Below are 23,412 nucleotides of genomic sequence, written 5' to 3'. Positions count from 1 at the left end.
AAATGGATTGTTTTTTTATTGGAATAATATTATTTGATATGTTGAAAGCATGAATAGCAGAATAAACATTACCTGTTTTATTTCATGCAACTGAACAAATATGATGAAAACTATGTGTATAGTTTTTTGCTTGCTTTTTCAGTAACTCTAATGAAATCATGGTCTTCATTGTTTAAAGGCAGTATTTTTAACATTATTGCTATTCAGCATTAAGCACAAAAAGGGATATATAATATTGTTATGTAAACTTAAGGTTTTAAAAGGAAAATGTAATAATTAATAGAACATGTAGAAGGAGATGCTTAAATAGTTTGAAGGATGGGAGATTATTATGGAGCATTTACAATCAATAGCACAAGCTGTTATAAGTGGTCATAAGGAAAAAGTAGTGAAGTTTATAAAGGCGAGTCCAAGTATTGTTAACGAATGTAGTGAAGATGGCTGGACACCACTTCATTTAGCAGCTTATTTTGGACAAAAAGAAATAGCGAGTTTTCTTTTAGAAAGCGGTGCAGATATACATAGTAGAGCGAAAAACGAAAATGAAAATACGCCTTTGCAAGCAGCAATCGCGAACAAGCAAAGTGAACTTGTTGCTTTCTTAATTGAAAAAGGATCAGATGTAAATATTATGCAAAGTGGTGGCTGGACAGGACTTCACGAAGCGGCATTATTAGGAAATGAAGAAATAATTATGTTACTCCTTAAAAATGGAGCTAATAAGATGATAAAGAAAAATGATGGGAAAACAGCGTATGATATTGCATTAGAAAAAGGATATGATCACCTTTTACATCATTTGAAACAGGAAGTGAACTTATGATGAATAAATGGAGTGTTGGTATATTTTTATTTAATGAAGTAGAAGTGTTAGATTTTGCAGGACCATTTGAAGTTTTTTCTGTAACTGAGGTGAATGAAGAAAAACCATTTACTGTTTATACAGTTAGCGAGAATGGAGAAATGATTACAGCAAGGAATGGATTGAAGGTACAGCCAGATTATAGTATTGAAAATTTACCACCAGTGGATATTTTAATAATTCCGGGTGGGCTAGGTGCTAGAAAATATGAAATAAAAAATGAAATAGTAATAAAATGGATTCGCCAACAAATGAAAGAAGTAAAGCTGATGACTTCAGTTTGTACAGGAGCGTTATTACTGGCGAAAGCAGGTTTACTGGAAGGGTTAAAAGCAACAACACATTGGGCTAGTATTGAAAAGTTTAAAAATGAGTTTCAAAATGTTGAAGTTATAGAAAATGTAAAGTTTGTAGATGAAGGACATATTATAACATCTGCCGGAATTTCAGCTGGAATTAATATGGCATTTCATATTGTGAAAAACTTGTTAGGTGTGCATGTTGCGGAGGACACAGCGAAGCGAATGGAGTATGATATTAGTTTGCCAAATTAAAAAGCCCGGATTGGGCTTTTTATATTGAATGAATATAGTTAAGCTCTTCATCACTCAAAATAGGGCGAACAGATGCATTTGCATTTTCTTGTGCTTGCGTTCCTGACTTCGCACCAGGAATTACAACACTTACTGCCGGATGAGAGAGTACATAGCGAAGTGCAAGTTGCCCTAGGGTCTGATTTTTTTTTGAGAGCAACCGAAGTTTCTCTACGGTTTGTAAGTCTTCTTGAAACCAAGTTTCATTTGGCCAATCTTTGCGTAAATCTCCATCTGGAAAAATTGTTTTATTTGTAAATTTTCCAGTTAAAATGCCCATTTTTAATGGACCACGAATAACAGCCCCTAGATTTTTCTCTTGTAAGAATGGTAATATATCTTTTTCTGGTTTTCGATTTAATATATTGTAATCAAGTTGTACGATATCAATTTCGTTGTTGTTATTGAAATGATGAATGTATTGTAAATCATGAGTCGAAACACCGACTGCTCTTACTTTGCCATCACGTTTTAATATGTCAAATGCACGTAGAAATGCTTCTGTTTCTCTACGATTATGCCACCAAATATGACAAAAATAAAGATCAATATAATCTGTTTGAAGACGTTGTAAACTTGTTTCAAATACGGCGATGATTTTTTCAGGAGTATCATATACAGGAACGCCATTAGGGTCATAGTGATGTCCGATTAAACCACCTTTCGTTGATAGTATAATATCATTACGATGTCCTTTAATCGCGGTAGCCACCAACTTTTCACTATGTCCTAAACCATACACATCCGCAGTATCAATAAAATTCACACCACACTCAATGGCTTTTTTTATAGCAGTTATAGATTGTTTATCGTTAACAGGTCCCCATTCATCACCACCGATTGCCCATGCCCCAAAACCTATTTCAGAAACAGTTATTCCAGTGTTACCTAATGTGCGGTAATGCATATTTTCCCTCCTTGTAAGCATGTTATAACATGGATATGTAGGGAAGGAATTTTGTGTGTGAAAAAACTCTTCTACAATAGTAGAAAAAGAATTACAGAAACTACTATTTTATAGCAGCATGTATAAAAAAAATCGGTGTAAATATGGAAATGTCGTCGAATGCTATCTTTAATTGGTTAATTTATGGGATATTTTTGTGAAGGAGTTTATTTTATAAGAATAGAATTTAGTTTAGTAAGAAAACGTGCCGATGGTAGTGAAAAATATGGGTTAGGGGGATTTGAATGAGGAAACTCAAACGAGTAAATGTTCCTAATATACCAGAGCAGTTATCACAACCTAGTGACAAGCGTAGGATAAATAAAAAGAAGTTAAGGCGACTTATTTTAATGGTCCTTTTTATTGCAGCAACTACTCTGTACGTTCAATATATTTTAACGAAACAACAAGAAGTAATTGATAAGAAGAAAGGTACGATTACGGATCAAAAGGAACAATTAGTATCTTTAAAGAAAGATAAAGATTCTTTAAAGACTAACATAGAAAATTTAACAGACGATGAGGAAGAAATTTTGAAGTTTGCGAGAAAAGAGTATCAATTTTCTAAGTCAAATGAAACTATATTTGTGATGCCCAAGTAATGAAAAAAATAGTTAGCCGTCGCTAACTGTTTTTTTATGTATGAATGTAATGGTACAAGGAATAATCACATATTGTAAAAATGAAGAGTTTAAGCTATTTTCATAGATATGGAATATGCACTAAAATAAATGTTGTTAAAATTCTGTCAATTATATTATAATACAAGGTAAGCGGATACATTTTTTAATCAACGTTGAGTTCCTCGCTCATACGACTATTAAGAAACCCGTTATCCTCGTATACGAAAGGAAGATAGCTGTGTACGCTTCAAATACAATTTATATCGTAGGGGATGCGAAAGCACCTCAAAATAATCCCATTACTGAAAAGTTTAAAAGCTATTTCGTAGCATTTGTACTTGTTAAGGATACAGGGGAAATTGTAGATGCAGACTGCTCAGCGACAATTGCATTAACATCTCAATTTGTTAAATATTTATTTCTACATAAAAATATAAATGACCCGGCGTTAGTAATGGAAGTAAAGAACCGATATTTCGGCTCTTCTCAAAAAGCGTTACTTGTAGCGCTAAAAGATGCACAGAAAAAATATAATCAGATTGCTGCTTTGTCTACTCAATCATAGACAAAATCCAGCCGTAAGAATCATTCTTATGGCTGGATTTTTTTATTTCACATTATCATCCTACATCAAAAGTAAACGGAAACAAAGTAGAGAGATAGGAGAGTAAATGCCCAATAGGTTTACTTAATAATCTGTGGGTATAAATCTCCGGTGGATTAAAATTTCACTTCATTGGAGAACGAAAGGATGAACAAAATGAAAATTACAGATGTAAAAGTAAATCGTAGACGTGTAAAACTTCATACACCGTTTAAAACCGCGCTTCGTACTGTAACAGAAATTGAAAGTATAGATGTTTATATTCATACAGATGAAGGAGTGATTGGTAAGGGAGCTGCAGCCGCAACGCCAGTTATTACGGGTGATTTCACCAGTGGAATAGAAGAAGCGATTTTAGGACCGATGCGTTCATGTTTAATTGGTCAAGATATCATTCAGTTTCAGCAGTTACTACAGCGCATTCAAATGAGTTGTATTAGAAATTCAAGTGCGAAAGCAGCGGTAGATATCGCTTTATATGATGTATATTGCCAATATCAAAAGGTGCCGTTATATGCATTGTTAGGCGGGAAGAAAGAAATTTATACGGATATTACAGTGAGTGTGGATGAGCCTGTATTAATGGCAAAAGAAGCGAAGAAACATATAGAAAAAGGATTTCAAACATTAAAGATTAAAGTGGGTAAAGAGGCGCATTTAGATTTGGAACGTATTGAGGCAATTCGAAATGTGGTACCAAGAAATACGACATTACGTTTAGATGCGAATCAAGGTTGGAGTCCAAAAGAAGCGGTCTCTATCATTCAAGGGATGGAAAATCGTAATTTAAATATAGAATTTATTGAACAACCAGTACACGCGAAAGATTGGGATGGGTTAAAGTACGTCAAAGATCGTGTGCAAACGCCAATTATGGCCGATGAAAGTATATTTTCAGCAAGTGATGCATTAAAGCTCGTTCAAGGAAGATATGCAGACTTAATTAATATTAAATTAATGAAATGTGGTGGCATACGTGAAGCATGGCGTATTGCAGATATCGCAGAAACAGCTGGTGTGAAGTGTATGGTGGGAAGCATGATGGAATCTTCACTTTCCGTTAGTGCTGTTGCGCATTTAGCGGCAGCGCATCCTAATATTCATTATTTTGATCTTGATGCACCGCTTTGGTTAATGGAAGAGCCGGAAGGAATGACTTATTCTGGATCAAAGGTAAACCTTCAATCGACAGTGAATAGTAAGTCTTAGGAGAAGAGACTAGTAAACTATTTTTTTAAGGGGGATATATATGAAAAAAGTAGGAACTGCATTTTTAACAACTTTATTTATATTTTCATCGTTTACATCGGCAAATGCTGAAGAAAAGAAGGATAATAAAGCATTTATAGATGTATCTGCTGCAACGTTATGGACAGCACCTGATGCATTAAGGCCAATCGATACACCGAGTGCAACAAATCCAGTGGATCTATGGAAATGGACGAAATCAATGACACTTGACGAGAAACTATGGTTAACAAATGCAAATAAATTAGAAACACAAGCGTTACTCGGTCAAGAAGTAACTGTTATTGATAAGAAAGGCGAGTGGGTGAAGGTATTAGTGCATGGACAGCCAACGCCACGAAATGAAGAAGGTTATCCGGGCTGGATGCCTGAAAAGCAATTAACATATAATCAAGAATTTGCAGATAAAACAACTGAACCTTTTGTGTTAATAACAAAGCCAACAGCGATTTTATATATAAATCCTTCTGAAAAACATAAATCACTTGAAGTCAGTTATAATACAAGACTGCCGCTATTAAGTGAAGACACAATTTCATACCGTGTATTGTTGCCAAATGGTCAGAAAGCATGGCTACGAAAAAATGATGGAACAGTTTACCGCTCTCAAACTGATATTCCAAAACCGACCGCTGATGATTTAATTAACACAGGGAAAATGTTTTTAGGTTTACCGTATATATGGGCTGGTACAAGTGGTTTTGGATTTGATTGCTCTGGCTTCACGCATACGATCTATAAATCGCACGGCATTACAATTCCGCGAGATTCTGGACCGCAATCAAGAGCAGGGGTTGCAGTTGATAAAGAAAACTTACAAAAGGGAGATTTAATTTTCTTTGCACATGATCAAGGGAAAGGTAGTGTCCATCACGTTGCAATGTATATTGGTGATGGCAATATGATTCACTCACCAAGAGCTGAAAGGTCGGTAGAGATTATACCACTAAATACACCAGGATATATAGAAGAATACGCTGGTGCTCGTCGTTACTTACCTTAAAAATAGAGGGGGTTTTTAAATGAAAAAAGTTGTTCGTTACTCATTAGTTAGTACTCTATTAGTTTCTTCATTTTTAGTTGGCTGCGCAAAAGAAAAAACTACAACAAAGCCGAAAGATGAAAAGAAAGTATTACAGTTACTAGAAACGGGTGAAATTCCGTCGTTAAACTCAGTGAAAGTCACAGATGCAATCTCGTTTAACGTTTTGAATAACGTAATGGAAGGACTATTCCGTCTATCGAAAAATGATGAAGTAATTGAGGCAGGCGCACAAAAATATGAAGTGAGTAAAGATGGAAAGACATATACATTTCATTTGCGTGATGCGAAATGGTCAAACGGAGATCCAGTAACCGCTCATGATTACGTATACGCTTGGAAGCAATTGATTAATCCAGATACCGCTTCTCAATATGCATACATTGCGTACGATGTGAAAAACGCTGAGAAGATAAATAAAAAACAACTAGGTCTAGATGAATTAGGAGTAAAAGCGAAGGATGATAAAACGTTCGTCGTAGAGCTAGAACATCCTGTACCGTATTTTACGAAATTATTAATTTTACCATCCTTCTATCCAATTAACGAAAAATATGCGAAAGAGCAAGGTGATAAATACGGATTAGAAGCAAATAAAGCGGTATATAATGGACCATTTACATTATCAGAGTGGAAGCATGAAGCTAGCTTTACAATGAAGAAAAACGATAAGTATTGGGATAAAAAAGAAGTGAAGTTAGATGAAGTAAACTATCAAATTGTAAAAGAAATTTCAACTGCGGTAAATTTATATGAAACAGATAAAGTTGATAGAGCTGTTATTTCTACAGAATTCGTGGATAAATATAAAAATAATAAAGAGCTAAAACAATATACAGATCCAGTTATGTACTTCTTCCGATTTAATGAAAATGTACCGATTCTTAAAAATAAAAATGCACGTCTTGCGCTAAGTACAGTTTTTGATAAGAAAGGACTTGCGGATTCATTTTTAAATGATGGTTCGGTTGCTGCAAACTATTACGTACCAAAAGGATTTTTAAAGGGACCAGATAAAAAAGATTTTAGAAGTACGGCAGGTGAGTTTAATAAAACTGATGTAAAAAAAGCGAAAGAATATTGGGAAAAGGCAAAGCAAGAAACAGGTACAGATGAAGTGACGTTAGAACTATTAAATTATGACTTAGAAAACTTTAAAAAAGTTGGAGAGTACATTAAAGAGCAGCTTGAGAAAAATTTACCAGGTTTAAAAGTGAATGTGAAATTGCAACCACATACGCAAAAATTAGCACTAGAGAAGAAGAAAGAATATGAAATGTCGTTATCACGCTGGTTACCGGATTATCCAGATCCAATGACTTACTTAGAAGTATTCCTTTCTGGAAGTAGTGTTAATAATACAGAATATGCAAACCCAGAATATGATGCGTTAATTAAGAAGATTAAAACAGAATTAGGTAATGATGAAAAGGCTCGCTGGAAAGCAATGCAGGATGCTGAAAAAATGCTACTTGATGATGCAGTAATTGCACCGGTATTCCAGCGCGGATTATCTTACTTACAAAAACCATATGTGAAAGATTTATATGTACATCAATTTGGTCCAGCTACAAGTTTAAAATGGGCAGATGTACAAAAATAAAAGAATGGGGAAACAGACTTCACGTATGTGATAGTCTGTTTTTTTGTACAGTTCCGAATGAAATATAGACATTTCATATGTTTTTTTACGACTTAAAAATAAAATTATTACTAAAATTCCAGTGTGAAATTTATGTAGAATCTTGTATAATTAACGTGTTTCTATGGAAACATTTTCTTGCGCTATTTCTATAGGATTTAATAGAACAAGGAAGGAAATACATACATGTATATAATAGACAAATAGAATGGAACATGTATAGAGAAAAAGGAGAGAAAAGATGGCGTGTCAAAGACAAGGGTTACAAGTTAATAACGATAGAAAGAGGGACAGAAGATGAAAATGAAGCATGCTTTTGGTCCTATAATTTTAGCGTGTGTGCTTTTTTTCATTATCATTCTAATCCCATCGAAAAGTTTAGTATCGCTTATTAGTGATAAGAAGGTAGAAGATGCGGCTACTTCTTTACAAAAAGAGAAATTACAAAGTGTTTTCTTACAGCAAAAAATGTTAGATAATTCACAGTATTTACCGATGTACGGTTCATCAGAATTTTTACGAATGGATGCATATCATCCGTCTAATTATTTCAAAGTAAATCCAGCTGGTTTTACACCGTTTTTAATTGGAACTGGCGGTACACAAAGTTTAGCTCATATTTTAAATATGACATCTACTATGGATGAATTAGAAGGTGAAAAAGTAGTCTTTGTTCTTTCACCACAATGGTTTACAAAGACTGGTGTATCACAAGGGGATTTCACTAATAATTTCTCCAAACAACAAGCATATCATTTTATTTTTAATGATGAGATAAATCCAGAAATGAAGAAGCAAATCGCGAAACGGCTATTAGATTATAAAGTTGTTCAAGAAGATGATATATTAAAAAATTCATTAGAAGGTATTGTATATAATGATACGAAACATAACATAAAAGCAGGTTTAGTTAAACCACTTGCTTATATGCATCGAAATATTTTAGATCATAGAGATTTATTTAACTCTTTATTTAAAATCGAACCGATGAAAGAGAAAACAAATAGCGGACTTCGTTCAATTTCTTGGGAAGACGCACGTAAACACGCAGAACAAGAAGGGAAAGCTGAGTCTACTACAAATACATTTGGAATTGAAAATCCGTATTATCATAAGAATAATCTGAAGAAAAAACTTAAAGGTTTAAAAAACTTTAGAGCAAATGAAACATATGATGAATCACCAGAATATAATGATTTACAAATTATTTTAGATTTATTTAAAGAGAAAAATGTCAAACCGCTCTTTATTTCTGTACCTGTAAATGGGCCTTGGTATGATTATACTGGATTCCCGAAAGAACGCCGTGAAGTGTATTATAAAAAAGTTCGAGAACAGGTTGAGAAAGCAGGATATCCAGTAGTTGATTTCTCTGGCCATGAATATGATAAGTATTTCTTAAAAGATACGATTCATTTGGGCTGGAAAGGTTGGATTTATTTTGATGAAGCAGTGCAGAAATTTTATTCTGAGAAATAAAGTATAGAAATCGGAATGGCTATGAGCCGTTCCGATTTTTTTAGTATAGAGGATTTTGGTGAGGACAATTTGGGAATGCATGTATATCTTGAACCTGTCTATAATCATAATGTTTCATTGCGAACTGAGCTTGATAAAGGTATTCATACACATATAATTGACCATCATGCGCTGAACATAATACGCCGGAAGTTCCTTGCCCATTTATGAAGGAAATACCGATAGGGCGTCCGATTAAGTATGGTATTTTTTGCTGCCAATGCATAGGGGAATCACTCCTTTTTGAGATAATATACGAAAAGAATGATCGAATGGTTGCTTATCCATGTAAATGTAGATGGAAAGGTGTTATATAATTCCTGAAGATTAATTCATATATAAATAAAAAACCGCTATAACTTCGAATGAATTTATAGCGGTTTTTATTATATTCTTAAGCAAGATTTTTGCGCTTTTTTGTCCATTTTTTTATAACGAAGTATAAAAGTATAAGTACGACGCCACCAATTGCAAATGATTTCACATACGGACCAGCAATATCGTTTATATTCTCCCAATTTTCACCTAGTTTTTCACCTAAATAAATGAAAATAATAGACCAAGGGATAATCGCAAGTGCTGTTAATGTAGTGAAACGTAGTAAAGGCATTTTTGTAATACCAGCAGGAATTGAAATCGCATGACGCACTACTGGAATGAAGCGTGCTGTAAAAATGACGCCAGTTCCGTAACGATTAAACCAATCTTCTGCAGCATCTATTTGTTTTTTATGTATGAAAATATATTTTCCATAACGTTCTAATATAGGGCGTCCGCCGTATCGTCCAAGCCAATAAATAAAGATTTGGGCAATAACACCGCCAATTGTACCGAATACAACTGCGCCTATAAATGAGATACTACCATTGAATACTAAGTATCCTGCATAAGCAAGGACAATTTCACTTGGGATAATCTCAATCATAAGTCCAAGCATAATGCCCCAATAACCTAATCCTTCAAAAAACGTTAATACTGAATGAATAAAACTACTTAACATTGTTGCACCTTCTAATTTATGGATTTTTGAATATATGCCCCTTTACTTAATAATATAAAAGGTTCACTATATGTATATTATACCTTATTCATATAGGGGATTGCTATTTCAATTCTTTTATGTCTCCCATAAGTATTATAGTAAAGGATATAAGCCACGTTTTCATGAAGGGTTAATGAAAAGATTATTAAAAATTTCTTATATATCAATGATAATAAACTGAAAATTAAGTATAATGGTATAGGTCTTTCATTTACAAAAATAGGAGGGAAACGTATGTATATTACAGATCCGATTTATGGACCAATCTCTATTCGTGATAGAGATATCCTTCGTTTGATAGATACAAAAGCATTTCAAAGGTTGGCGAATATTAAACAACAAGGACATACTTATTTTTTACATAAGAACGCAATACATACGAGGGAAGAACATTCGATAGGTGTATATGTGCTAGTAAATAAAGTAATAGAACATCTTACTGAGATTGGTGACATACATTTATCGAAATATGAACGAAAGCTAGTATCTACTGTAGCCCTTCTACACGATGTTGGACATGGGCCATATTCACATTGTTTTCAGCAAATATCGGGTGAAGATCATGGTGAGTGGACGGTACGAATCATTCAAGAGGACGAAGAAATACGTACGATTTTAAATCAAACACCTAGATTATTAGATGATGTAACGAAAGCTTTAACAGAAGATGGATTTTTTCCAATTATAGATGAGCTCTTATTTAATTCATTAGGAATGGATCAATTAGATTTTTGGAATAGAGATTTATATTACTCATCGCTTGAATTAGAAGGTTTACAGATAGAAGAATTGATTGCTAACATGCGTTTAATTAACGGTAAACTTGTTATTGAAGAATCGGGAATCCCCTTCATCGAACAATTAATGAAAATGAAAGAAGGGCTTTACAATAATGGATTTGGCCATCCGTTTGTGATAGGAAAAGACATATTGCTGCAAACAATTTTTAAAATGATAGAGGAGAAAAATCTTTCGTTCTATACTCCTGAACTTCAAAACTTCTTTCATAAAGGAGAGAAGTTAGAAGTAGAAGACTTTCTTCCGTTACAAGATGAAATGATTTTATATGAAATACAGTGCTTTGCAAAATCAGATGATGTTGAAATAGTATCTTTAATTCAACTTTATATTTCACCAACCAAAAGTTTATCATTTCAAAAAAGACTGGAGGGTGATTTTAAAAAGGAAAATAACAGTTTAACGATAATAACTGAGAAAAAGGCGTACAGTTCATACGTAGGGGGGATTTACGTTTATAGTGAGGGGCAGTTAGAGGATATTATAGAAAAATCCCCTTTTATTCAACAGATAGTGAGATTACCTAAAAAAGAATATGCATATTCTTTTTAAATTGGTTTGAAAACATAAAATAGATGGGGTGGAAATGTGAACTGGGAAGAACGTCTTCTAGAATTGGATGATTTACCAATTATATTAGAATGGTATAACGACGAAGAATTACATAACATAGCAGATGTGAAACCATTTAAGCGATATACAATAGAAGAACTTCGGGAGTATTGGACTAAAAAATTAGCGCGGTCTTATGCAAGTTATCATGTAATAATAGTGAGAGATGAAGTAATAGGAAGAGTCGGATTAAAAAAGACGAAATATGATGATACCTATGTGATGGAATACTCTATTCTTATTGGCGTTTCGAATTTATATTCAAAAGGACTTGGAACAGAAATTACAAAGTATTTCATAAGTAAATCGTTTTTAGATTCCGATATACAAGCAGTTGTATTACAGGTAAGGGAAGATAACAAAAGGGCAATTCGTTGTTATGAGAAAGCTGAATTTAAAAAAGTAAAATCATATATAGAGAATGAAGTGAAAGTGTATGATATGCATAGAATTAAGAATGAGAAAATAGCACGGTAAAAAAACAGTTAATTCTGAATGTAATGAGGGTTAGAGGGATATTCGGAACCTTAAATGACACTACTTGTAGATATGCGTAATACTACGGCTTTATATGAAATGAAACTTAAATTTAAATAAATCAAGCAAGCATTTGTTGTATATTTGGAACAGATGCTTGCTTGTTTCCGTTATAAAAAAATAGAAGCATTTCTGCTCCTATTTTTTAAGGCTTCACATCTAAGTTCTGTAAAAATAACGTTGCTGTTACGTAACGTTTTGCTAACATTTGTACATAAGCGGTATGTACAGAAAGGGTCGCAATAATAATAGCGTTACGAATTGCTTCGCGTTGTTCGTTATTAATTTGATCGAACTTGCTTGCGATTTTATCAGCTTTTTCTTTTACGATGTTTTCAATTGTATGAACTGTATCTGTTGCATTTAGTTGTAAGCAATTCCCTTGATTGAGTTCTTCAAATAGAGAAGAGTATGCTACATATAAATGAACAGGATTGATTAAATCATCACTTCGATCGGCTGGGTCATTAACGATAAGGCGTAATAGCTTACGAATTGATTCAAAATCAAGTGCTGTTTTTAAATCTTCGACAATGAACAGTAAGGCTGCTTGTTCAATCGAATATTTTTTCCCTTTTTGAGGAGAGCCAATCATTTCTTTTATATCTCGTTTCACCCAGTTTTGCATAGCAGTTACAGAGAAACTTGTGTTTTCAATCTGATTGCCAAGCGCAACTATTTCATTTAAAGAAAAACCGACATCAGTATCGTCAATTTTAATCAGCTTTTCAAAAATAGGTGAAAGTGCGGTAGTAATAAAAGCTGTAACGCTTTGTCCGCTTTCAATATCTTTTTTATGTGACTTTGCCCAAGCTTCTTGTAAAATACCGAGAGGCTTTTTCGTATTCCATCCTCTTAGTGATAGAAGAAGGGTAGCCATTTCGTTTCGTGTGAGATGAAATGTTTCCATCTTTTCACCTCCAAAATAATAAAAAGTTCTTATGAACTTATAATATGTTTTGTTTCATTTAAAGTCAATTCTGTTTTGCTTAATTTTTCCTTTGTCACCAAACTGTCGGAAGTAAATAATACTTGCATATTTCGACAAAAGTTCATATAATAAGTTCATAAGAACCTTTAAAATGTTCTTAAAAACAAATCTATCATTCTGAATTTACTAGAAAGATAGATTTCACATATATCTATATAAAAGGAGAATGGATATAATATGTTGAAAAAACTTGTAGCAGTAATGACAGCATTTATGGTTATCTTTGGGGCTAGCAGCTTTATGTTCGTAGATCATGCGGCAGCGAAAAGTTACAAATCTGGTAAAAAATCATTTACACCAAGTTCAGGTCAAAAGTCAAAAGTTGATTTAAACAAAAAAGACTCAAATGTAAATTCTCAAAAAACGACTCCAGATTCAAAAACGAAAGCAACAAACACAGCACCAAAAAGTAATAAAGGAAGCTTTATGAAAGGTTTATTACTAGGTGGTCTTGGTGGTTTACTAATGGGTAGCTTATTTGCAAATATGGGAGCTCTTGGTTCTGTATTAGCGTTTATGGTAAATATGTTAGTAATGGCTGGTATCGTAATGTTAGCAGTTCGTGCATTTAAATACTTCAAAGACCAACGTAAAAAGAAGGCAGATGAAGTAGCATGGAAACAATAAAAATTTCTGAACAAGAATTAATAAATGCGCTTTGCGTATATATAGCTGAAAAAAGACAAGTGGGTCCAGAAGAAGTGTTAGTTGAACTCATGTATGACGATGACTACGGTTTCTCTGCGGAAGTAGAGGTAAATGGTCGCCAGCAAATTTTAATTCAAGCAAACTTAATCGAAGCATTACGCTTATTGCTTGACAGAGAATATAATGTCAATTCATTCGCAGCGAGATTACAGCTTGAATTAGATGATGAAGAAGGTATTTACGCATTAGCGAAATTTAATAACTCGGATGAGTAGAGAAAAGAGCTGTTGAGAATAATCTCAGCAGCTCTTTTTAGTATGTGCATATGTAGAAGAATAATCACGCCAAATTTCATTCATCTTTCGTCTACCGATATCTACCATCGGATTAAACTGAATTGCAGCTTTCTGACGAACAGAGTGAACGTTTTGAATGGCGTGATATAATTGTTGGTCGACTATATCATGTTGTTCACCTGCATATTTAGCAATTGATAGACCTGCAACAGTTCCTTGCGCCATCGCAATTTTTCCGCTTTCAATGCCTGTAATATTGCCAGCTACAAATAAACCTGGAAGAGGGGTTTCCATTGTTTCGGAATGGAGAGGAACGTGTCCACCTAATTCTGAAATGTAATGGAAGGGACAACCAGCTACAGCTGCAAGTTCGGCAAGTGGGTATAATCCCCCGGCAATACAAACAAAATCTGCTTCATATATTTTCTCTGATCCATTAATAACATTTCCTTTAGAGTCAATATTAGCAATACGTACACCTTCAACTTGATCTGTTCCGATAATTTCAAGAGCTGCTTTCCGAAGGTGAAGTGGCGTTCCGTTTATTTTCATTCCGCTGTTTGGATAGAATGTTAATCCAGCTTTTCGAATCCAATCATATTTCATAAAGTGGCTACCTATTCGTAAAATAGCAGAAGGAGCGAGATGTGCTGCATTTAAAAGAGAGTTTAAAACTTCTTCAGGTTCACCAGCTTTTTGACTTAACTCGCTTTTTTCAGGGAGTACAATATGATCTACTTTAATTCCCGCTAATTGCAATTCACTTAAAATGGCGAAAGACAAAATGTTAGCACCAATAATGATTCCTTTTTTTCCAACTTGCACGCGATGAACATTTGTCATAACTTGAGCTGCTCCAATTGACATCACTCCTGGAAGTGTCCAGCCTGGAAGGGGAATAGAATATTCCGCAGCACCAGTAGCAAGTAGTACGAACGGTGCTTCTAACGTACCGATATTAGTATGTACAAACCAATTGTTTTCATCTTTATCTAAATTATAGACCGAAACACCGCACCTGATATGTACTGAAAGTGATTCTGCTTCTTCATGAAGTCGCTTCGATTCTTCTATTCCGTTCCACCATTCTCCAGTAGGCTCTTGATGCAACTGTCCTAACAATCTCCCGCCCGGCTTCATAAATTCATCAATAACGAGCACTTTTAGTCCGAAACGAGCACAAGAGATAGAAGCAGATAATCCCGCTGGTCCTGCACCAATGATAATTACATCACTCATCGTTTTTTCACCATCTCTCTCACGATATTCGGATGCTGTTTCCCGCTTTCAACAACCATGTTTTCTTCTACAACAGTTAAGCATGCGCGTACATTTGTTTGATTATTTACTGTCACGCGGCATTCGGAACAGTGCCCGATATTACAATAAATACCTCGCGGTGTCCCGCTATCTTCATGAACTCTTAATGTCCGTATTTCATTTGCTAACAGGGCAGCAGCTATCGTTTCATGTTCATATGCTTCGTATTGATGACCGTTAAATTGAAAAGTAATACGCTCACTACTTTGTAAAGTACCTAAAATAGGGTGATGTGTAATTCTATTCATTTACTTTCACCTACCGATCCAAAAGTAACTGCACGTATTGGTGGTTGATATTTTAACGGTAGTTCATTAAGAGTTACGTCAGGATTCGCATTTTCTATCATTCGATCTATCATTATTCTGCATGTGCGACCACCGCAAAATCCCATGCCAGCACGTGTTCTTAGTTTTAATTCTCTTGCCGAGCAGTTATATTCAGCAATTGTCGATTGAAGTTGTCCATATGTAACCTCTTCACAACGACAAACGATTAAGTTGTTTTTATTTGTCATATGTATTCCTCCTCTAGTTCGGTTTGCACAAATTATATATGCAAAAATCATGCCAATATAGAGGGGAGAGGGCTACCTATAAACGCCTGATTGGTGCATACTGATTCTTTATTGAAGTCCGAGTTTCTTTAAACGGTTATATAAAGTAGCCCTTGTTACGCCAAGTTGTTTTGCGCATTCTAATTTATTCCCATTTAAAATTCGTAAAGCCCTTTCAATAACTTTTTTCTCATGCTCATCCATCTCTTCTTGTAAAGAAAGGATTGTATTATTGTTGCTGAGTAATAGGGAATGAGCTGTATGGTTGTCTAAAGTTTCAGTCGTATGAAATGGTAAATATTCTTGTTTTATAATTCCGTCTGTTGCGAATACCACAAGCCGTTCAACAACGTTTCGAAGTTCGCGAATATTACCTGGCCAATTGTAATGAAGCAGTTCATGCATAATGCTTGAAGGTAGGTCACGAATTGGTCGGTTATAGTTGATCGAAAAATCGTTTAAGAATGAGTATGTGAGTTCGATAATATCCTCTCGTCTTTCACGCAGCGGTGGAATATGCAGGCTAACTACATTTAAACGATAATATAAATCTTCTCGGAAAGTTCCTTTTCTCATTTCTTCTTGTAAATCCCGATTTGTAGCAGCGATAATGCGGAAATCAATATTAATTTCTTTTTCTCCGCCAACTCGGTAATACTTTCGTTCTTGTAGTACACGTAACAGTTTTACTTGCATATCGAGCGGCATTTCGCCAATCTCATCGAGGAATAAAGTACCGCCTTGTGCGAGTTCGATTTTACCTTTTTTCCCTTTACTATTCGCTCCAGAAAAGGCCCCACGCTCGTAACCGAATAATTCACTTTCAAATAAAGCTTCTGGAATTGCCCCGCAGTTAATCGAAATGAAAGGCGCCTTCGCTGCTTCACTTGCTTCATGAATTGCTTTCGCAAATACTTCTTTTCCAACTCCGCTTTCCCCAAGTATTAAAACAGTTGATTTCACCGAACAAACTTTTCTAGCTAATTGTATCGTTCTTTGTATAACAGGACTTTTCCCATTCATCGCAAGGAATGGATCGGATTCATCTTTATACTTTGCCACTTCTTGTTCTAAACGGTGCATTTCATGTGACATATTAAATAGTTTTTCATTTAAAGCGACTTGATTTGTAACATCTGTTTCTGAAACGACTGCTCCTATAATTTCATCATTACAATAAACTGGATTTGAATTAATTAATACGAATAAATCGGGACGAGGCTGATGGAACTGAGCGACTATATTTTTTCCATCATGTAAAGATTGTAAAATTTCCAAGTCTTTATAATCAAAAAAACGAGTAATCGGTTGCCCAATAATCTCATTATGGTTGACTGAAAATATTTTTTCAGCACCATCTGTCCAAGTTCGAACGCATTCTTTACTATCAATGACTGTAACAGAAGAGTCAGTTGTTTGTATTACGGTGTTATAAAATGACTGTAGTTCATTGTAGGACTTATAAAGAAATGGAATCATTTGCTGAGAGGTTATACAGAATATCGGCTCATCGTTTTCGTTAAGGATGATAACAGCTAATTCATAAGAAAAAGCGTCAATTAATGCAGTGAATGAGTCATCTACATAAATAATGGCGCAATTATATTCTTCTGTAGTAGAAGGGAGATAATAAAACCTTCCGTTTACTTGCTTAATGTGATTAAGGCTACATGTATGATCGATTAAAATACTTTCCAAAAACTCTTGTATAGTCGGAAATGAAAATGCCATAATATCCTCCCGTTATGTATAAAAAATTTGACAGTGATAAAAAAATAATACACCTATTTACTATAAATTTGAATTATTTTTACAAATAAAAATATTGTTTATGGAAATTGTATATGTGCAGAATTGGCACGTCAATTGCATAAAAGAAAGTGAGAGGTTTAGGGAAAGGAGGAGTATATTGTGAGGCACTGCGACGTTTTAATTATAGGTGGTGGAATAATAGGGTGTTCTATCGCTTATTACACTTCAAAATACGGAAGAGACGTAACAATCATTGAAAAAGGAGAATTTGTCAGCGGGACGTCTTCACGGTGTGATGGGAATATTTTGGCCATTGATAAAGACCCAGGGTTTGATAGTCAAATGTCTTTAGTAAGTCAAAAATTAGTAACTGATTTAAGTGAAAAATTAGAGCATTCATTTGAATATAGGGCACCAGGAAGTATTCTCGTATGTGAGTCAGACGAAGAGATGGAAGCTGCGCAGCAATGGGTAGATCGGCAAAAAGAAGCTGGATTACCGTTTCGAATGCTTGATAGGCAAGATATAAGAGAAGAGTCGCCTTTTTTTGCTGATGATTTATTAGGCGGTTTAGAATGTGCGACGGATTCAACTGTGAATCCATATCTCCTTGCTTTCTCGCTTCTGTCAGAGGCACAAAAGTTTGGCGCAAAAGCCTTTAAGCAGACCGAAGTAAAGAGTATGAAAATAGAGACGAATGGTTCATTTGTTGTAGAAACTACGAATGGTACTTTTACAGCAAAACAAGTTGTAAATGCAGCCGGTGTGTGGGCTCCTAAGATTGGTCAGATGTTAAATGTAAATATACCAATTGAACCGAGAAAAGGGCATATTATAGTAGCATCAAGGCAACAACATGTAGGATGCCGTAAAGTAATGGAATTCGGTTATTTAATTTCTAAATTTGGCGGAAAAAGAAAAGTAGATGCTTTAACTGAAAAATACGGGGTTGCGCTCGTATTTGAGCCTACTGAAAGTCAAAATTTCTTAATTGGAAGTAGTCGTGAATTTGTAGGGTTTCATACGAGAATAAACAATGAAGTCATTAAATGTATCGCAAATAGAGCGATTCGCTTTTATCCGAAAATGGCAGATATGATGGTAATTCGTTCTTACGCTGGTTTACGTCCGTGGACAGAAGATCATTTGCCGATTATTTCACGAGTGGAACATATTCCGAATTATTTCATTGCCGCTGGACATGAAGGGGATGGGATTAGTCTTGCAGCAGTTACTGGGAAAGTAATTGAAGAGTTATTAAATGAAAAAGAGACAATTATTCCTATTGAACCACTTCGTTTGAGTCGTTTTACAGAAAGGGTGTTAAACGGATGAGGTCACAAAGAGTCTTTACGACTATTGATACACATACGGGCGGGAATCCAACGAGGACATTAATTAGCGGACTTCCAAAGTTGATTGGAGAGACGATGGCAGAGAAGATGTTACATATGAAAAAGGAATATGATTGGATTCGAAAATTGTTAATGAATGAACCGCGTGGTCATGATGTAATGTCAGGGGCATTATTAACAGACCCGTGTCATCCTGAGGCTGATATAGGTGTTATATACATAGAGACAGGTGGATACTTACCAATGTGCGGTCACGATACAATCGGTGTATGTACAGCGTTAGTTGAATCAGGTTTAATTCCAGTAGTTGAACCGATTACTTCTTTAAAACTAGATACCCCGGCTGGCTTAGTGGAAGTAGATATTGCTGTTCAAGATGGAAAAGCAAAAGAGGTATCTTTCTGTAACATACCAGCTTTTTTATTGAAAAATATTACTGTACACGTCAAAGACATTGGAACTGTAGAGGCTGATATTGCGTATGGAGGGAATTTTTATGCCATTATTGATGCGAAGTCAGTAGGCCTAGAATTAGTACCAGAAAATGCATCTACAATCATCGATAAGGCGATTCATATAAGAAACACAATTAATGAGAAGTTTGAAATCATTCATCCAGAGTATTCGTTTATTAGAGGATTAACACATGTTGAATTTTATACAGATGCTACTCATGAATGTGCGCATGTGAAAAATACAGTTGTTGTACCACCAGGCGGAATAGATCGATCCCCATGCGGTACAGGAACATCTGCGAAGCTAGCTGTATTATACGCTCAGAAAGAAATCAAAATTGGTGAAGAGTTCATTCATGAGAGTATCGTTGGTTCTTTATTTAAAGGATATGTCGTGAATACGACACATGTTGAAAATATTGAAGCTGTCATAACGAAAATTACGGGATCAGCTTGGCTTATGGGTATGCATAAATTTTTTTACAATGAAATGGATCCACTCAAAGAAGGATTTTTGCTAATTCCGCCGATGGAACATGAAACGGAGGATATAAAATGAACATTCAAAAAATGTATACAGCAGTAGACGTACATGTAAATGGCGAGGCATTTCGTGTAATGAAGGACGTACCATGCAAATACTATTACAGTTTGGAGCAATTAAATGAACAATTTTCAGGTGAATTAGCAGAAGAGATGAAGCTTTTATTAAATGAACCACGTGGTTTTATTGGTTTGAATGGGTGTATTGTCGTTCCATCTATCCATAATGAAGTAGATGCAGCTGTATTATTTTTTAATCATGAAGGTTCGATTCCGCTTCATTATGGGGGCATTGTTGCGGTAATAACGATGTTACTCGAAAGTGGGTATTTAAAAAAGAGAGAGTCCAATCAATATAAAATTGAAACGTTATCTGGAATATTTTTAGTTCATGCGTATGTAGAGAATGATGAAGTTATATCTGTTTCGTTTGAAAGCAAACTTTGCTATTTGATTGAGGAAAATTTACAGGTTGGTAATGTAAGTTATTCTCTCATACAAGCAGATAAAGTATATGCAGTTGTAGAAAAAGGTGCGTATTCGCCAGAAATTCGTGTTGAAAACATTCCAGAATTGAAAAGATGGGGAGAAGCTACACTGCAGGCTATACAAAAACAGTCGCTAATAAAAAGGCTTATTTTAGTAGATCCTTCGCAAAAAGAAAAGAACCATATAAAGTCGATTACATTTCATGAAGATAACTTTATCGTACGTTCGCCAGGTTTTGTTTCTACTATCGTTTCCTATGTTCATGCGTTATTTAAAAATGATTATACGGCGGATAAACCTTTTAAAAATGAAAGTATATTTAATAGTTTTATAACTGTGGAAAAAGTGAAGAAGGAGGAGCTAGGATACATTTTCCGTTTTGAAAGTAGAGGATTTATTACAGGAATGCAGACGTTTCTATTAGACCCTACGGATCCATTTCCGGCAGGGTTCTTATTAAAATAAAATGTGATAAGGAGAGATAAATATGCAAAAAATTAAAGGGGCATTTCCAGTATTAATAACACCGATGGATGAATTTCAGGAAATTAATTGGGATGGGGTAAAACAAAATGTAAATTACTTTATCGAACAAAAGGTTGCAGGTGTCATCATTAATGGAAGTACAGGAGAGTTTGTAAGTTTATCAAAAGAAGAGCGATTTAAAATGGTAGAAACCGTGTTGAAAGAAATTGATGGCCGTATTCCAGTCATTGTTGGAACTGCAGCAGAGACGACGAAAGAAACAATTGAATATACGAAACATGCAGAAGCACACGGAGCGGATTGTGCATTAATTATAAACTCTTACTATTGTAAACCGAAGGAAGAGGAGATTTATTTTCATTTTAAAGAAATCTCAAACTCTGTAAATATACCAATTATGTTATACAATAATCCATTTACTTCTGGTGTTGATATGAGTACAGAGCTAATGCTCCGTATTGGAAAAAATTGTGAAAATGTTACACGTATTAAAGAATCTAGCGGAGATATTCGAAAAGCGAGAGATTTAGTAAGACAAAGTGAAGGGGCTTTCCAAGTCTTCTGTGGTTCTGAAGATTTAGTTATGGAATCATATTTAGTTGGTGCCTCGGGATGGGTTTCAGTAGCAGGAAATATCGTTCCTGGTCTCGTTACAAAAATGTATGAGCATTTTCAAAATGGTGAATTAGAAAAAGCATGGGAAATAAACGATGCTATTTTACCACTTTGCGAGTTTCTTGAAGGGTCAGGGAAATATGTTCAAATCGTTAAACGTTCCATGGAATTACATGGGCAAGCGGGAGGACCTTCTCGCTATCCAAGACTAGGATTAACTGTTAACGAAGATCAAAAGCTTCAAACGATTTTATCAAATATTGCAGCTCATGCAGCTGTTTAAATAAGGAGGAGAACATAATGTTAAAGACAAATATTGAGCTGAAACCAAAAGTGGAAGCGTTTTTAAATGAAGAAATTAAAATGTTTATTAATGGCGAATTTGTTTCTGCTATTGGCGGAAAGACGTTTGAAACGTACAATCCAGCAACAGAAGATGTTCTAGCAGTCGTATGTGAAGCGCAAGAAGAGGATATTGATGCTGCAGTAAAAGCAGCAAGATCTGCATTTGAATCTGGTCCGTGGGCAGAAATGACTACTGCTGAAAGAGCACATCTTATTTATAAATTAGCAGATTTAATTGAAGAACATAGAGAAGAATTAGCGCAACTAGAAGCTTTAGATAATGGGAAGCCGTATCAAGTAGCACTTGAGGATGATATTTCAGCGACTGTAGAAAATTATCGTTATTACGCAGGATGGGCTACAAAAATTATTGGGCAAACAATCCCGATTTCAAAAGATTACTTAAACTATACGAGACATGAACCTGTAGGTGTTGTAGGTCAGATTATTCCGTGGAACTTTCCGCTCGTTATGTCTTCTTGGAAAATGGGAGCTGCACTGGCGACAGGTTGTACGATCGTATTAAAACCAGCAGAGCAAACACCTTTATCCTTACTATATACAGCAAAACTCTTTAAAGAGGCTGGATTTCCAAACGGTGTTGTAAACTTTGTACCAGGCTTTGGTCCTGAAGCAGGAGCGGCAATTGTAAATCATCATGACATTGATAAAGTTGCTTTTACAGGATCTACTGTTACAGGAAAGTATATTATGCGTCAGTCTGCAGAAATGATTAAGCATGTAACGTTAGAGCTTGGCGGCAAATCACCAAATATCATTTTAGAAGATGCGGACTTGGAAGAAGCAATTAGTGGTGCATTCCAAGGTATTATGTATAATCACGGTCAAAATTGTAGCGCAGGATCACGTGTATTTGTTCATCGTAAACATTATGAAACTGTAGTAGATGCACTTGTGAAAATGGCGAACAACGTAAAACTTGGAGCAGGTATGGAGAAAGGAACGGAGATGGGTCCACTCGTATCTAAGAAACAACAAGAGCGTGTGTTAAATTACATTGAGCAAGGGAAGAAAGAAGGTGCTACAGTTGCGGCTGGTGGTGAACGTGCGCTTGAAAAAGGTTATTTCGTTAAGCCAACTGTATTCACAGACGTTACAGACGATATGACAATCGTTAAGGAAGAAATATTTGGACCAGTTGTTGTTGTACTTCCATTTGATTCGACAGAAGAAGTAATTGAACGAGCGAACAACTCATCTTATGGCCTTGCTGCGGGTGTATGGACGCAAAATATCAAAACGGGTCATCAAGTGGCAAATAAATTAAAAGCAGGAACAGTGTGGATTAATGATTATAACTTAGAAAATGCAGCTGCACCATTTGGTGGATACAAACAATCTGGTATTGGCCGCGAATTAGGTTCATATGCGCTTGATAATTATACAGAAGTGAAAAGTGTTTGGGTAAATATAAAGTAATAGGGCGTTTTACTGACAAAAATTGAGGGATGAAATAATGAAAGATGCGGACAA

At 35.1% G+C, this 23,412-nt stretch carries 25 protein-coding genes; 17 read left to right on the top strand and 8 right to left on the bottom strand.

Going from position 1 to position 23,412, the window contains the following annotated elements:
* The first annotated feature begins 331 nt into the window (after positions 1-331).
* Together DN403_RS10720 and DN403_RS10715 are read left to right on the top strand one after the other, a co-directional pair.
* Positions 332-823 (top strand): ankyrin repeat domain-containing protein, encoded by a 492-nt coding sequence (locus DN403_RS10720; protein ID WP_000400675.1) that lies wholly within the window; start codon positions 332-334, stop codon positions 821-823.
* Positions 820-1,416 (top strand): DJ-1/PfpI family protein, encoded by a 597-nt coding sequence (locus DN403_RS10715; RefSeq protein ID WP_000981426.1) that lies wholly within the window; start codon positions 820-822, stop codon positions 1,414-1,416. The genes DN403_RS10720 and DN403_RS10715 overlap by 4 nt, the downstream gene beginning before the upstream one ends.
* Positions 1,417-1,435: 19 nt before the next feature.
* Here the strand turns inward: DN403_RS10715 and DN403_RS10710 are convergent, their stop codons facing one another.
* Entirely contained in the window at positions 1,436-2,362 is a 927-nt protein-coding gene (locus DN403_RS10710; protein ID WP_000559370.1) for an aldo/keto reductase, read from the bottom strand.
* Between the two features lie 284 nt (positions 2,363-2,646).
* Here DN403_RS10710 and DN403_RS10705 point away from each other — a divergent pair, with 284 nt between their 5' ends.
* The 6 genes from DN403_RS10705 to dltD all read left to right on the top strand — a co-directional run bounded on the left by DN403_RS10705 (position 2,647) and on the right by dltD (position 9,039).
* On the top strand, positions 2,647-3,003 hold the full coding sequence (locus DN403_RS10705) for an FtsB family cell division protein (protein WP_001228728.1): 357 nt from the start codon (positions 2,647-2,649) through the stop codon (positions 3,001-3,003).
* 259 nt (positions 3,004-3,262) lie between these two features.
* Positions 3,263-3,589: a DUF3870 domain-containing protein gene (locus DN403_RS10700; protein ID WP_000271314.1), complete on the top strand. Its 327-nt coding sequence runs from the start codon at positions 3,263-3,265 to the stop codon at positions 3,587-3,589.
* Between the two features lie 186 nt (positions 3,590-3,775).
* A complete protein-coding gene (locus tag DN403_RS10695) occupies positions 3,776-4,837 on the top strand; it encodes a dipeptide epimerase (RefSeq protein ID WP_001038454.1) in 1,062 nt (353 codons plus the stop codon).
* A gap of 40 nt (positions 4,838-4,877) precedes the next feature.
* Positions 4,878-5,879: a C40 family peptidase gene (locus DN403_RS10690; RefSeq protein WP_000755415.1), complete on the top strand. Its 1,002-nt coding sequence runs from the start codon at positions 4,878-4,880 to the stop codon at positions 5,877-5,879.
* 19 nt (positions 5,880-5,898) lie between these two features.
* Positions 5,899-7,521, top strand: a complete 1,623-nt coding sequence (locus tag DN403_RS10685) for a peptide ABC transporter substrate-binding protein (RefSeq protein ID WP_000758265.1) — start codon at positions 5,899-5,901, stop codon at positions 7,519-7,521.
* Positions 7,522-7,857: 336 nt separating this feature from the next.
* Complete coding sequence (gene dltD, locus DN403_RS10680) at positions 7,858-9,039, top strand: D-alanyl-lipoteichoic acid biosynthesis protein DltD (protein WP_149185456.1); 1,182 nt, start codon at positions 7,858-7,860, stop codon at positions 9,037-9,039.
* A 40-nt stretch (positions 9,040-9,079) separates the two neighbouring features.
* Here the strand turns inward: dltD and DN403_RS10675 are convergent, their stop codons facing one another.
* A complete protein-coding gene (locus tag DN403_RS10675; RefSeq protein WP_000558692.1) occupies positions 9,080-9,304 on the bottom strand; it encodes a hypothetical protein in 225 nt (74 codons plus the stop codon).
* 168 nt (positions 9,305-9,472) lie between these two features.
* Positions 9,473-10,078, bottom strand: coding sequence for an undecaprenyl phosphate transporter UptA (uptA, locus tag DN403_RS10670; protein ID WP_000952913.1), 606 nt, complete (start codon positions 10,076-10,078; stop codon positions 9,473-9,475).
* A gap of 276 nt (positions 10,079-10,354) precedes the next feature.
* Between uptA and DN403_RS10665 the strand changes: the two genes are divergently transcribed.
* On the top strand, positions 10,355-11,470 hold the full coding sequence (locus DN403_RS10665; RefSeq protein WP_044782796.1) for an HD domain-containing protein: 1,116 nt from the start codon (positions 10,355-10,357) through the stop codon (positions 11,468-11,470).
* A gap of 36 nt (positions 11,471-11,506) precedes the next feature.
* Positions 11,507-12,007, top strand: coding sequence for a GNAT family N-acetyltransferase (locus DN403_RS10660; RefSeq protein ID WP_016081261.1), 501 nt, complete (start codon positions 11,507-11,509; stop codon positions 12,005-12,007).
* Positions 12,008-12,212: 205 nt separating this feature from the next.
* Here the strand turns inward: DN403_RS10660 and DN403_RS10655 are convergent, their stop codons facing one another.
* On the bottom strand, positions 12,213-12,977 hold the full coding sequence (locus tag DN403_RS10655; RefSeq protein ID WP_000447231.1) for a DUF1836 domain-containing protein: 765 nt from the start codon (positions 12,975-12,977) through the stop codon (positions 12,213-12,215).
* A 258-nt stretch (positions 12,978-13,235) separates the two neighbouring features.
* Between DN403_RS10655 and DN403_RS10650 the strand changes: the two genes are divergently transcribed.
* Positions 13,236-13,685 (top strand): hypothetical protein, encoded by a 450-nt coding sequence (locus tag DN403_RS10650; protein WP_000914478.1) that lies wholly within the window; start codon positions 13,236-13,238, stop codon positions 13,683-13,685.
* Entirely contained in the window at positions 13,673-13,981 is a 309-nt protein-coding gene (locus tag DN403_RS10645; RefSeq protein ID WP_000447759.1) for a YxcD family protein, read from the top strand. Before DN403_RS10650 ends, DN403_RS10645 begins: the two co-directional genes overlap by 13 nt.
* 24 nt (positions 13,982-14,005) lie before the next feature.
* Here DN403_RS10645 and DN403_RS10640 read toward each other — a convergent pair whose 3' ends face one another.
* The 4 genes from DN403_RS10640 to DN403_RS10625 all read right to left on the bottom strand — a co-directional run bounded on the left by DN403_RS10640 (position 14,006) and on the right by DN403_RS10625 (position 17,609).
* A complete protein-coding gene (locus DN403_RS10640) occupies positions 14,006-15,241 on the bottom strand; it encodes an NAD(P)/FAD-dependent oxidoreductase (RefSeq protein WP_001286085.1) in 1,236 nt (411 codons plus the stop codon).
* The gene (locus DN403_RS10635) at positions 15,238-15,570 is read right to left on the bottom strand and encodes a (2Fe-2S)-binding protein (protein WP_001080019.1); all 333 of its coding nucleotides are present in this window, start codon (positions 15,568-15,570) and stop codon (positions 15,238-15,240) included. The genes DN403_RS10640 and DN403_RS10635 overlap by 4 nt, the downstream gene beginning before the upstream one ends.
* Positions 15,567-15,839, bottom strand: coding sequence for a (2Fe-2S)-binding protein (locus tag DN403_RS10630; protein ID WP_000182619.1), 273 nt, complete (start codon positions 15,837-15,839; stop codon positions 15,567-15,569). The genes DN403_RS10635 and DN403_RS10630 overlap by 4 nt, the downstream gene beginning before the upstream one ends.
* Before the next feature lie 108 nt (positions 15,840-15,947).
* The gene (locus DN403_RS10625; RefSeq protein ID WP_000885737.1) at positions 15,948-17,609 is read right to left on the bottom strand and encodes a sigma-54 interaction domain-containing protein; all 1,662 of its coding nucleotides are present in this window, start codon (positions 17,607-17,609) and stop codon (positions 15,948-15,950) included.
* A gap of 180 nt (positions 17,610-17,789) precedes the next feature.
* Here DN403_RS10625 and DN403_RS10620 point away from each other — a divergent pair, with 180 nt between their 5' ends.
* Genes DN403_RS10620 through DN403_RS10600 form a run of 5 tightly spaced genes read left to right on the top strand, consistent with a single transcriptional unit; the run spans position 17,790 to position 23,358 of the window.
* On the top strand, positions 17,790-18,965 hold the full coding sequence (locus DN403_RS10620) for an NAD(P)/FAD-dependent oxidoreductase (protein ID WP_001215272.1): 1,176 nt from the start codon (positions 17,790-17,792) through the stop codon (positions 18,963-18,965).
* Positions 18,962-19,999 carry a proline racemase family protein gene (locus DN403_RS10615; protein WP_001257537.1) on the top strand — a complete coding sequence of 346 codons (1,038 nt, stop codon included), beginning with the start codon at positions 18,962-18,964 and terminating at the stop codon, positions 19,997-19,999. Before DN403_RS10620 ends, DN403_RS10615 begins: the two co-directional genes overlap by 4 nt.
* Complete coding sequence (locus DN403_RS10610; RefSeq protein ID WP_001025559.1) at positions 19,996-20,937, top strand: proline racemase family protein; 942 nt, start codon at positions 19,996-19,998, stop codon at positions 20,935-20,937. The genes DN403_RS10615 and DN403_RS10610 overlap by 4 nt, the downstream gene beginning before the upstream one ends.
* A 22-nt stretch (positions 20,938-20,959) precedes the next feature.
* Complete coding sequence (gene dapA, locus DN403_RS10605; RefSeq protein ID WP_001169453.1) at positions 20,960-21,856, top strand: 4-hydroxy-tetrahydrodipicolinate synthase; 897 nt, start codon at positions 20,960-20,962, stop codon at positions 21,854-21,856.
* Positions 21,857-21,873: 17 nt separating this feature from the next.
* Complete coding sequence (locus DN403_RS10600; protein ID WP_000920977.1) at positions 21,874-23,358, top strand: aldehyde dehydrogenase family protein; 1,485 nt, start codon at positions 21,874-21,876, stop codon at positions 23,356-23,358.
* Positions 23,359-23,412 lie beyond the last annotated feature (54 nt).

Source organism: Bacillus sp. AY2-1 (assembly GCF_008368965.1).
In the GTDB taxonomy this organism is placed as follows: Bacteria; Bacillota; Bacilli; order Bacillales; family Bacillaceae_G; genus Bacillus_A; species Bacillus_A thuringiensis_S.
Note: the sequence above shows the minus strand (reverse complement) of the source record. Positions and strands in the feature narration are given on the sequence as shown.